The organism is Flavobacterium sp. K5-23, from assembly GCF_023278045.1.
Classification (GTDB): Bacteria; Bacteroidota; Bacteroidia; order Flavobacteriales; family Flavobacteriaceae; genus Flavobacterium.
In genome coordinates, this window is the sequence record NZ_CP056783.1 from 222158 (window position 1) to 234438 (window position 12281).

Genomic DNA, 12281 nt, shown 5'->3' on the forward strand with positions numbered 1-12281 from the left:
GGGACGCTTTTTTTTAGCACTAATTGTATTGCTCCAGTAAGTATTTTAATAAATCGGTGGTTGTTACAATCCCCACTAATGTTTCCCCATCACAAACAGGCAGGGCGTGAAATTCATTTTTTGATAATATCTCAGCCGTTTCCCTTATAGTTGTTTCCGGACTTATTGTAATGAGATTTTTAGCCATTACCTGATCAATTGTAAACATATCATAAACAGTGGTATCCACATCTTCAGCATCATCATCAACTGCGTCCACAAACGATATTCTCAATAGATCTGTATAACTCAACATTCCCTTTATAGTTTTTCCGCTTACAACTGGAATGTGTCGGATTTTATGTTTTTTAAAAAGCACTTCTGCTTTTGTAAGATCATCAGTACTGTTTAATTTAACTATTTTTTTTGTCATTATTGCTGACACTGGTACTCTATTTTTCATGATAATCAGGTTTTAAATTATACTTAAATGTACAACCCTAAAACCATAATAAATATGATATATATCAGCACAAAAAGAATATAAGCGAATTGAAACAACTCACTAATTATATGCATTCATCGTATTGATTTAAAAAATATTTAATTAAATCAGTAGTGGTAATAATACCTACCAACACATCCTCCACACATATAGGCAAAGAATGAAATTCGCTTTTAGTTAATATTTCAGCGGCTTCTTTTATGGTAGTTTCAGGGGTAATAGTGATTACGTTTTTAACCATAACTTGTTCTATCGAGAATGCATTAAACACAGTAGCCTCGACCTTTTCTTCTTCATCTTCGACTGCTTCAACAAAAGAAACCCTCAACAAATCAGTATAACTTAGAATACCAATTATTTTAAATTCGTTCACAACAGGTATATGTCCAATTTTATGTTTCTTGAACAAGGCTTCCGCCTTTACTAAATTATCAGAAAGATTCAATTTGATTATATTCTCAGTCATAATAGACGATACTGGCACACTTTGTTTCATGACGCTTATAGTTATAAATCCTATCTAAATTTACAACTAAAAAAGCATTTTCAAACAATTATTACGTATTCTCTCGTTCGTAATAATTTATCATGATCTTAACATTGTTATATAGCTCCGGAAATTCTTTTTTAAAATTTTGAGGAGTTTCAAAGAAATGCTCCAAAACAACGGCCAAAAATTCTGCCTGATTGGTGTAGGCATAAATCCTAAAATATTTGGATGTTACGAGTTGATTCAGAACATTCGGCTGCACTAAATATTCTTGCATATTGACATAGGCATCCGAAAAAACTATACTGCTTTGATCCCTGCTCTTCAGCCCATGAAAGTGTAAAGCATGTCCAAATTCATGCAAGCCTAGATTTAGATTGTCATTTTCAAAATAAAATCCTTCCTGAAAATCTTTCCAGGAAAAAACCAAAGCTTTCACTCTAGGATTAAACTCTCCTTTATGAAATTCTTGATTCACGGTAGAAAAATAGAGTTCAGGATAAATAATAATTTTATCAAAAACATTAATCAGATAGTGTCTCATTCCAAAAGTAAGCATTACAAACGTCGCAGAAACCAATACTTTGGCTTGATCCGTAACGACAAAACCTCCTTTACCGATGAATTGATATTTAACAATAAATGCAGCCGCACGATGCTCAAAATATTCTTTTCTTTTATCGGACAACTTTTGATAAAAGGGGAATTCCCGTTCGAGAATGTTTTTTTGCGCAGGGGTTAATTTTCGTGTAAAAGGATACCAATGAATGTAAAGTGGTTTATTAAAAACAAGAACATACAGAGGCTCCACAAATACACCAAAAAAATACAACAATACAAGAATCCCCAAAAAAGCAATTATTAAAATTTGAAATACATCCATTTATTATTTGATCATAACGTGATTGATTACACCTAAACAACAAAACTCTAGTCTGAAAACAAAAAAACCACAAAACGCAAATTTCAATTAGCTGTTTTGTGATTGTTAATAACTATTTGTGACCGCGGCAGGGTTCGAACCTGCAACCCTCAGAGCCGAAATCTGATATTCTATCCAGTTGAACTACGCAGTCAATTTGATATTCGATAACGAATGTAATAAAATTCATTAATCGAATATCAATATTATTTTAAACTAATAATTTTTTTACAATTGTAGAAATGGTTTTCCCTTCAGCAGTTCCTCCTAATTGTGCTGATGCCAACCCCATAACCTTACCCATTGAGGCAATTCCTGACGCTCCTGTTTCAGCAATGATTTTAGCAATCACAGCTTCTACTTCAGCTTCACTCAATTGCGCAGGTAAAAACTGTTCAATTACAGCGATTTGTGCTAATTCTGGCTCAGCCAAATCCAAACGATTTTGTTCAGTAAAGATTTTTGCACTATCCTTACGCATTTTCACTAATTTTTGAAGTAATTTAATTTCCTCATCAGCAGTGATTTCTTCTTTTGATCCTGTAGCCGTTTGTGCTAAAAGCATTTCTGATTTGATAGCTCTTAATGCTTCTAATGCAACAGTGTCTTTGGCTCTCATGGCAATCTTAATTTGATCCATGATTTGTATTGATAAACTCATACTTTCTATATTAATTTGTTTTCCGATTAATGATTTCAATCGAATATTATATTCTAATTTTAACGAAGATTCTAATTGCCCCAGATGATAGTGAAAAGCATTTTGAGAGAAAATAACTTTTTTCTTGAACTTAAAAAGCGACCAAAGGAAGCTCTTTTAAGGACTTAGAAAAAAATATTTTACGACAAAATCTTGTAACGACAGCTGGAATAAGGCACAAAAGAAAAATCATCCCAAAATTAGTTCTGCGAAGATAAAAAAAATAACCCGAAAATTAAATTGAATTTTCGGGCTAGTTCTTTTTAGATTTTTGTTAATTAATCTACATTGTCATGCAAATAGGAATTATTAGAACGCAACTGTAAGTCGTTGTTGCTATCTATTCCAACAGAAATTCTAGAATTTGTATTATTAGATTGTGCGTTAGAAATATCTATACCTAATCTTTTATAAGCTGGTTCTTTTTCATACTCGTCAATTTTAGAAACATTATTATGAAACTTATAATTGAACTCTTTCAGTTTTTTTCTTCTTTCGTCAGCTCTTAAACGTATTGTTTCTTCAATAGTCATCTCCATTGGAGAAATTGAATTGAAATTTACAGGAGCTTCCTCAGTTCTTTCGACCTGTTTCATTGTGATATTTAATTCCGCTGGAATCACATCTTCAACAACTTTAGCAACTGGTTTTTGAATTCCAAAATCACTTTCGTCTTCCATATACTCCTCAAGAGAATGTTTAATAATACCTCTATCAGTTAATTCAGTTACAGGAACAAATTGAACTGGTTGATGCACTTTTATCTCACGAGTTTCATTAGTTAATTCAAACAAAACTTCGTTTTCATTAACAACTGCAACAGGTTCTGGTTTATGAACAGGCAAATCAAAAGAAAAAGCAGTTTGTTCTTGCTTTTCAACCATCCTTGGCTGTGCTACTTGTTCTTGTCTCACTTGATTAACTTGTGGAGTCGAAAAAGTAAAATCGATATCTTTAATAGGAGATACGATTTCAAAAGTAACATCTAAATTTTTAATAAATTCAGACATAACCACTAGATCATCATTACTGTTTATTGGCGCAACTGGAGCAACAGGAGCAACAACGGCAATAGGTTGTGGTTTAACTTCATCCTCAATTAATTCAAAAACGATTCTGTCATCAGATTTAGCTGTAGGTGTTTCACTATTTAAATCGAATGCTGTAACCGTATTATTTGAAAGATTATGAACACTTCTTTGTTCGTCTTCAAGTGTATGTATTATTTTTTTAGGTTCTGTATTTACGATCCCATTTTGTTGTTCAATATCAAATCCAGTAGCTATAATCGTTACTGCGATTGCATCACCTAGAGTTTCGTCTTCACCAACACCCATAATAATATTGGCATTGTGACCAGCTTCCATTTGAATATGATCATTGATTTCTCCTATTTCATCTAAAGTGATTTCATTAGAACCAGAAACGATGAGCAACAATACGTTTTTAGCACCAGTGATTTTATTATCATTTAATAAAGGAGAGTCTAAAGCAGAAACGATTGCGTCCTTTGCTCTATTCTCACCAGAAGAAACAGATGATCCCATTATTGCTGTACCGCTATTTGCCAATACAGTTTTAGCATCTCTTAAATCGATGTTTTGTGTATAGTGATGCGTAATCACTTCAGCAATTCCTCGAGAGGCAGTAGCTAAAACTTCATCCGCTTTAGAAAATCCGGCTTTGAATCCAAGATTTCCGTATACTTCTCTTAATTTATTATTATTGATAACAATTAAAGAGTCTACTTGTTTTCTTAATTTTTCAATCCCAAGTAATGCTTGCTCTTGACGCACTTTTCCTTCGAATAAAAAAGGAAGAGTAACGATACCTACAGTAAGGATTTCTCTTTCTTTGGCTAATTGAGCAATTACCGGAGCAGCACCCGTTCCAGTACCTCCACCCATTCCTGCGGTGATAAATACCATCTTAGTATTGCGATCCAACATTTTTTCAATCTCAGCAATGCTTTCAATAGCTGATTGCTGTCCTACATCAGGATTAGCTCCAGCACCAAGTCCTTCAGTTAGGTGTACACCTAATTGAATTTTGTTTGGCACAGAACTGCTTTCTAATGCTTGTGAATCTGTGTTACACACGATAAAATCCACTCCTTTAATTCCTTGTTTAAACATGTGGTTTATAGCGTTACTACCACCTCCACCTACACCAATAACTTTGATTACATTTGATTGGTTTTTTGGTAAATCAAATGAAATACTTCCAAATTCTGAGTTGCTCGTCATAATATTTGGTTTTTGATATTTATTATTAATTATTGTCTTTTTATGGGACTAGCCCTATTCTGCGTTATCTAAGAAATCTTTTATTTTATCGACATATCGATCAAAAAAAGATCTCTTTATTTTATCTCCTGTGGATTCTTCTTTTCTTGTATCCTCAAGAGTTTCAACCTCTTCACGTTCTCTTTCATAACTTTCCACAACTGGAGTACGGTAAACAGGCACTTTTGGCGCGACTATCTCTTCCATTCTCACAGCACTTTGAGTCTTATTCTCAATACTATTCATTACTAGACCAACAGCTGTAGCATATAATGGACTTGAAAATTCTTCATCAGAATCACCAGCTAAATGCTCATTTGGATACCCAATTCTCGTATCCATCCCAGTGATATATTCCACTAATTGTTTGATGTGTTTTAACTGAGCGCCTCCACCTGTTAATACAATTCCAGCAATTAATTTTTTACGAGGATCTTCATGCCCGTATGCTTTTATTTCTGTAAAAACCTGTTCTACTATTTCTACAACACGTGCGTGAATAATTTTAGAAAGATTTTTCAAAGAAATTTCTTTAGGTTCTCTTCCTCTTAATCCAGGGATAGAAACAATTTCATTATCTCTATTTTCACCTGGCCATGCTGATCCAAATTTTACTTTTAATAATTCAGCTTGTTTTTCAATTATAGAACAACCTTCTTTAATATCATCGGAAATTACGTTTCCTCCGAAAGGGATTACCGCAGTATGACGAATTATCCCATCTTTAAAAATGGCCAAATCTGTCGTTCCTCCTCCTATATCAATCAGGGCTACACCCGCTTCTTTTTCTTCCTGACTTAATACGGCATCAGAAGAAGCTAAAGGCTCAAGTGTCAATCCTGACAATTCAATACCTGAACTTTGAATACATCTACCTACGTTACGTATAGACGAGGCTTGACCTACCACAACATGAAAGCTAGACTCTAATCTACCACCATACATTCCTATAGGCTCTTTAATTTCAGACTGACCATCAATTTTAAATTCTTGAGGTAAGACATGAATAATTTCTTCACCAGGCAACATAGCCAGTTTATTAACTTGGTCAATCAAAAGCTGAATATCACTCCCTCCGATAACTTCCTCAGGATTATTTCTACTTATGTAATCAGTATGCTGAATACTACGTATGTGTTGTCCAGCAATACCCACAACGACATCTTTTATTTTATAACCTGAATTATTTTCAGCTTCCAGAATTGCTTGCTGAATAGACTGAATTGTTTGTGTAATATTATTTACAACTCCTCTAGCCACACCTAAGCTTTTAGATTTCCCTACGCCCAGAATTTCTAATTTTCCGTACTCATTTTTCTTGCCTATCATAGCTACGATTTTGGTAGTACCAATATCTAAACCGACTGCAATGTTCTCTTTTTCCATTATCTATTATTTAGTGCAAACTACTTGTTGTGTAAACCTGAGGTCAATTTTACTATAATTGTACAACGAACTATCTAAAACGGCCTTCTGAAAAAAAGCTTTGTAATTTTTAAATTTTCGTTCTACATTTATGATTCCACCAAAATCAATTTGGTAATTAAAATTCCTATTGAACATTTTTAAGCTACCATTAGGCATAATTTGAATCCCAATGATGTTTTTTTTCAAAAACGGATCGTTATGAATTACTCGAAATAACTCAGCTAAATCGTCGTGATTTTTTTCATCAATCACTCCGGAAACAAGCGGAACTCTAGCTGTAAAGTTGTCTGACAACGGCATTTTATCCCCCTCACTATCAACATAAAAAGAACCCCGTGTATCAAAAACCCTGGCCACTGGAGTTTTTTGTTTTACTACAGCTTTTAGTATACCATCAACACTGACAAACACATCTGATTTTTCAATCATATCATTTGAATCTAGTATACTTTCTAGCTTATTCAAATCTAATTTATCTTTTTGAATACTAGAAGCATTTACTTTATTTTCTATTAACAATTTATTAACCGTTTCGCGCTTCAAAAATAAGGTATTATTTCCTACAAACAAAACTGTGGATTTAATTAATTTTCTGTTTCCGTTTCTATGTGAACTAAACGAAAAAAGAAAAATAACCAACCCAAACATGAGTAACAATCTAATATTTGTCCAATTAAATACTTTCATTTAATGCATGTTTAATAGGATTTACTAATTCACCAATATCTCCAGCTCCAATTGTGACAATTACTGAGGCATTAGATTCTAATATTGAAGAAACTATTTCCGTTTTCGGAACTAACTTTTTATTATCATTATTTATTTTACCCAATAACCATTCTGATGTGATTCCTTCCATAGGCAATTCCCGAGCTGGATAAATATCCATAAGTATCACTTCATCAAATGCAGCTAAACTTGTAGCAAAATCATCAGCAAAATCTTTAGTTCTGCTAAACAAATGAGGTTGAAAAACAGCTAATACTTTTTGATTAGGATATAATTCCCGTACAGCCTGGTTTACCGCATTTATTTCGGTAGGATGATGCGCATAATCGTCTATATAAACTAAATTATCCGTTTTTATTTGATATGAAAATCTTCTTTTAATTCCTTTGAATGAAGCTAAGGCCGCTGCGATGTTTTCGGTTGGGGTGCCGTAGGTTTTTGCCATTGCAACAGCCATTAAAGCATTCATTAAATTGTGTTTTCCGGGTAACCCGAAATGTAAATCTTTTATAACCTCTGTTGGTGTCTGAACATCAAACACATAACTTGCGTCTTCAATTCTGACATTAAATGCATTATAAACCGCTTCTTCATTTACAGCAACTGTAATTCCTTTAAGCGGTAGGTCTTTAGTAATAAATAATTTATTTGTGTCTTCAACTTTGGCAGCAAATTCAATAAAAGATTCCTCTATTGCATCACTTGTACCATAAATATCCAGATGATCTGCATCCATTGATGTTATACAAGCAATATCCGGATGTAAATGCAAAAACGAACGATCAAATTCATCAGCCTCTACTACTGTCACCGTTTTACCAGTCCCTATTAAGTTCGAATTATAATTTTCAACTATACCACCTATAAAAGCGGTTACATCAGCGCCTGATTCATACAATATATGACCTAAAATACTGGAAGTAGTTGTCTTTCCATGTGTACCTGCAACTGCAAAACAAAAAGTGTCTTTAGTAATTATACCCAGAACTTCAGCTCTCTTTTTAACATGATACTCTCTTTCTATAAAATAATTCCATTCCGAATGTGTTTTAGGAACAGCTGGTGTTATTATAACCAATGTGTTTTCTATGTAATACTCTTTTGGTATTAAATCAATACTATCCTCAAAATGAATAGAAATTCCGCTCTCGATTAATTCACTAGTTAAAGCAGTCGGTGTTTTATCGTAACCAGAAACTTGTTTCCCAATAGTTTTGAAATAACGAGCCAAAGCACTCATACCAATACCACCAATACCGATGAAATAGACGTTATGTATTTGATTTAAATTCATATTCTTCTTTTATAGTTCAAGGCTGGAAACCTAATTTGTAATGTATTATTTTATTAATTCAATAATTGTATCAACAATTATTTTGGTTGCTTTAGGTCTTGCTAATTTTTTTATGTTATCACTCAACTGACTCTGTTTTCCTTGATCTTTTATTAAAGCCTCAAAAACAAGACTAAATTGGGAATCTAAATCAGCTTCTTTTAATAATAAAGCTCCTTTTTTAGCTACAATTGCATTAGCGTTTTTTGTCTGATGATCTTCGGCAACATTAGGAGAAGGAATAAATATTACCGGTTTTCCCACAATACACAACTCCGAAACAGATGATGCGCCCGCTCTTGAAATAACAACATCTGCAGCTGCATAAACTAAATCCATTCTTTCAATAAAAGCGACAACCTGTACATTTTCATTAGAATATTTTTTATAATCTTCCAAATACAATTTTCCACATTGCCATATTATCTGAACATTTTGAGAAATTATATTATTAAGTTCCTTTTCGATCAACTGATTAATTCTTCTAGCCCCAAGGCTGCCTCCAAGAACTAATAGTGTTTTTTTATTCGGGTTTAATTTAAAAAACTGTATTGCTTCTTCTCTTTTACCTTCAACATCAATTAAATCTTGACGTACCGGATTACCCGTTAAGATCATTTTTTCTTTAGGAAAAAATCGTTCCAAATTTTCATAAGCAACACAAATTGCATTTGCTTTTTTACTTAATAATTTATTAGTTATTCCAGGATAAGAATTTTGCTCTTGAATAACTGTTGGTATATTCATTATACTGGCCATTTTTAAAAGCGGACCACTTGCAAAACCTCCAGTACCAATAACTACATCAGGATTGAAATCTTTAATTATCCTTCTTGATTCCCATAAACTATTCATTAATTTGAAAGGGAACATAGCATTTTGCAAACTTAGTTTTCGCTGTAACCCTGCAATCCAAAGGCCCTTGATTTCATAACCCGCCTGAGGTACTTTTTGCATTTCCATTTTATCCTTGGCACCTACAAATAAGAATTCGGCATCTGGGAAACGAAACTTAAGTTCATTTGCAATAGCAATAGCAGGATAGATATGTCCTCCAGTTCCACCACCACTTAATATGAATTTATATTTTGCCATTTATGTTAAGTTAAAATAGTAATCAGTTTCGATAGTAACAGTACTAATGTTTTTTTGAATTCCTTTTATGTTTATTATATGTTAACTAAACCAAGTTACTTTCTTAAGCAAACTTTAATTTATTTATTCATAACAGCATTCATTGGATTGGTCACTTTATCTTCTATAGAATAACTTTCTTCTTCTTCATTTTCAGAAGCAATCTGGGCGTCTATTAATTTTTGAAGTGCTTCTTCTCTTATAGCAGATTCTTTAAGCTCCTCAGCAATTTCTTCCTCTTTCTTGGTTACACTTATAATAATCCCTAGTGAAAAACAAGTCATCCAGATAGAACTTCCTCCACTACTTATTAAGGGAAGGGTTTGGCCGGTCACAGGTAATAACTCAACGGCAACACACATATTAATCATCGCCTGAAAAATCATTGGAAACCCGAGCCCTATGACTACTAGTTTGCCAAATAGCGTATTGGCTTTATGGGAAGCAATTACGAAACGGAATAGTAACAACAAATAAAGAATCGGAACTCCTATCCCTCCAATAAGACCGTATTCTTCTACAATAATTGCATAAATAAAATCTGAGGAGGACTGAGGTAAGAAATTCTTCTGAACACTTTTCCCTGGTCCCAGCCCATATATTTTTCCAGATGCAATAGCAATTTTTGCTTTTTCTATTTGGTAATCATCCTCATCTGGCTTATCAGTTGTGAAATTTTCAATTCTGTTTCCCCAAGTACCTACCCTGCTAAAGAATTTAGAATCAGGAAAAGCTTTAGATAAAAGAATAAAAAAAGCAAGTAGAAGTAATCCGGAACCAACAATTATAGCGATGTATTTCATTGGGTATTTACCCACAAATACCAACATCAATATCATTGAAAAAATAAGTGCCGTGGTAGAAAAATTAGCTGGTAATATTAAACCCAATGTTAAAAACACAGGCAACCAAAGTTCTATAAATGAAGCCTTAAAAGTAACAGGCTCCTCTCTTGTCTTAGACAAATAACGGGCAACAAAAATATACAATACTATTGCTGCCAAAGTAGATGTTTGAAAAGATATCCCAATAAAAGGAAGCTGTATCCACCTACTGGCATTAGCCCCAGCTATTACTGTTCCTTTAATCAAAGTGTACCCCAGTAAAATCCATACTATAGGTAAACCAACTTTGGAAATCGCCCTGAAATAATGGTAAGGAACTCTGTGAACTAGATAAATAATTAAAAAACCAATACATATATGAGCAAAATGCTTTACAAGATACCCTAAAGTGTTTCCTGTTCCATGACCTAAATAAGCCAAATTACTACTAGCACTAAAAACAGGCATAAACGAAAACAAGGCTAATAAAGCCACGAATGACCATATCCCTTTATCTCCTTTTAAATTACCTATTAGTTTTTTCATTTTAGTTTTTGTTTAAAGTTTCATTTTGTTCAAAGTTTAAAATTGATCAACATTAAACTTTTCTATAAACTTTTCTATAAATTCTTTACTGCATGCTTAAATTGGTTTCCTCTGTCTTCATAACTTTCAAACAAATCAAAACTTGCACAAGCTGGTGATAATAAAACCATATCTCCTTTTTCAGACAAACGCTGAGCCATTTTCACGGCGTCATTCATATTGTTAACTTCCACCATTATATCAACCACATTCCCGAAAACGTCAATTATTTTTCTGTTATCCACACCTAAGCAGATAATAGCTTTTACTTTTTCACGAACCAAAGACATTAATTCATTGTAATCATTCCCTTTATCAACACCACCAACAATCCAAACTGTAGGTGCATTCATGCTATCTAAAGCAAAAAAAGTTGCATTTACATTAGTCGCTTTAGAATCATTGATATATTGTACGTTTTGAATTTTCAATACGTTTTCTAATCGATGTTCAACACCTTGAAAATTTGATAAACTCTCACGAATTGTTGCGTTTCTTATTTGCATCAATTTTGCCACAGAGGTTGCTGCCATTGCGTTTTTTAAATTATGTTTCCCTTCTAAAGCAATGTGTTCCGTTTCCATTACAAACTCTTCGTGGTTAATCTTTACTTCCATACTGTTATTTTTTAAAAATGCTCCTTCGTTGAATGTTTTTGTCAATGAAAAAGGGATTAGTTTCGCTTTCGTTGTGTTTTTTGTCAACCATTCAGAAATGGCCTCATCATCAGCATCATAAATAAGGAAATCGTCCTCGGTTTGGTTCATTGTAATTCTAAACTTGGCATCAATATAATTTTGATAATTATAATCATAACGATCTAAATGATCAGGGCTTATATTAGTGATTATAGCTATATGTGGCTTGTAATCTACAATACCGTCCAGCTGAAAACTACTTAATTCAAGCACATAAGAATCAAACTTGTCATCAGCGACCTGTAAGGCAAAACTTTTTCCGATGTTTCCACCAAGTCCAATATTCAAACCCGCAGATTTCAGCAAGTGATAAGCTAACATTGTGGTAGTGGTTTTACCATTACTTCCTGTTATTCCTATCGTAATGGCTTTTGTAAAAGGAGAAGCAAATTCAATTTCTGAAATCACTTTTATCCCTTTCTCAACCAGTTTTTTTACCATTGGTGCCTTCTCTGGAATTCCGGGACTTTTCATCACCACATCAGCATTTAAAACTAGATGTTCCGTATGCCCTTCTTCTTCCCAAGCTATTCCGTTACTAGTAAGAACTTCTTTATAATTGTCTTTTATTTTTCCGAAATCTGATACAAATACATCATATCCTTTTCTTAAACCCAGAATCGCAGTACCTACACCGCTTTCTCCTCCACCTAAAACTACTAGTCTCAT

11 protein-coding genes and 1 tRNA gene are annotated in these 12281 nt (G+C 33.4%); all 12 read right to left on the reverse strand.

The window, feature by feature from the left end:
- Positions 1-19 precede the first annotated feature (19 nt).
- The 12 genes from FLAK523_RS01030 to murD all read right to left on the reverse strand — a co-directional run bounded on the left by FLAK523_RS01030 (position 20) and on the right by murD (position 12281).
- Entirely contained in the window at positions 20-442 is a 423-nt protein-coding gene (locus tag FLAK523_RS01030) for a CBS domain-containing protein (protein WP_248905523.1), read from the reverse strand.
- Positions 443-548: 106 nt separating this feature from the next.
- Entirely contained in the window at positions 549-950 is a 402-nt protein-coding gene (locus FLAK523_RS01035) for an HPP family protein (protein WP_368670292.1), read from the reverse strand.
- Between the two features lie 91 nt (positions 951-1041).
- Positions 1042-1662: a zinc-dependent peptidase gene (locus FLAK523_RS01040; RefSeq protein WP_248905549.1), complete on the reverse strand. Its 621-nt coding sequence runs from the start codon at positions 1660-1662 to the stop codon at positions 1042-1044.
- A 314-nt stretch (positions 1663-1976) separates the two neighbouring features.
- Positions 1977-2050 (reverse strand) — tRNA-Arg (locus FLAK523_RS01045).
- A 57-nt stretch (positions 2051-2107) separates the two neighbouring features.
- Positions 2108-2557, reverse strand: coding sequence for a GatB/YqeY domain-containing protein (locus tag FLAK523_RS01050; RefSeq protein ID WP_248905551.1), 450 nt, complete (start codon positions 2555-2557; stop codon positions 2108-2110).
- Positions 2558-2874: 317 nt separating this feature from the next.
- A complete protein-coding gene (gene ftsZ / locus FLAK523_RS01055; protein ID WP_248905553.1) occupies positions 2875-4842 on the reverse strand; it encodes a cell division protein FtsZ in 1968 nt (655 codons plus the stop codon).
- 54 nt (positions 4843-4896) lie between these two features.
- Positions 4897-6267: a cell division protein FtsA gene (gene ftsA, locus FLAK523_RS01060; protein WP_248905555.1), complete on the reverse strand. Its 1371-nt coding sequence runs from the start codon at positions 6265-6267 to the stop codon at positions 4897-4899.
- Between the two features lie 6 nt (positions 6268-6273).
- Positions 6274-6996 carry a cell division protein FtsQ/DivIB gene (locus FLAK523_RS01065; RefSeq protein WP_248905557.1) on the reverse strand — a complete coding sequence of 241 codons (723 nt, stop codon included), beginning with the start codon at positions 6994-6996 and terminating at the stop codon, positions 6274-6276.
- On the reverse strand, positions 6983-8332 hold the full coding sequence (murC, locus tag FLAK523_RS01070) for a UDP-N-acetylmuramate--L-alanine ligase (RefSeq protein WP_248905559.1): 1350 nt from the start codon (positions 8330-8332) through the stop codon (positions 6983-6985). Before murC ends, FLAK523_RS01065 begins: the two co-directional genes overlap by 14 nt.
- A gap of 45 nt (positions 8333-8377) precedes the next feature.
- Complete coding sequence (gene murG, locus FLAK523_RS01075) at positions 8378-9466, reverse strand: undecaprenyldiphospho-muramoylpentapeptide beta-N-acetylglucosaminyltransferase (protein ID WP_248905561.1); 1089 nt, start codon at positions 9464-9466, stop codon at positions 8378-8380.
- A 119-nt stretch (positions 9467-9585) separates the two neighbouring features.
- Positions 9586-10875: an FtsW/RodA/SpoVE family cell cycle protein gene (locus tag FLAK523_RS01080; RefSeq protein ID WP_248905562.1), complete on the reverse strand. Its 1290-nt coding sequence runs from the start codon at positions 10873-10875 to the stop codon at positions 9586-9588.
- 74 nt (positions 10876-10949) lie between these two features.
- Complete coding sequence (murD, locus tag FLAK523_RS01085) at positions 10950-12281, reverse strand: UDP-N-acetylmuramoyl-L-alanine--D-glutamate ligase (RefSeq protein ID WP_248905572.1); 1332 nt, start codon at positions 12279-12281, stop codon at positions 10950-10952.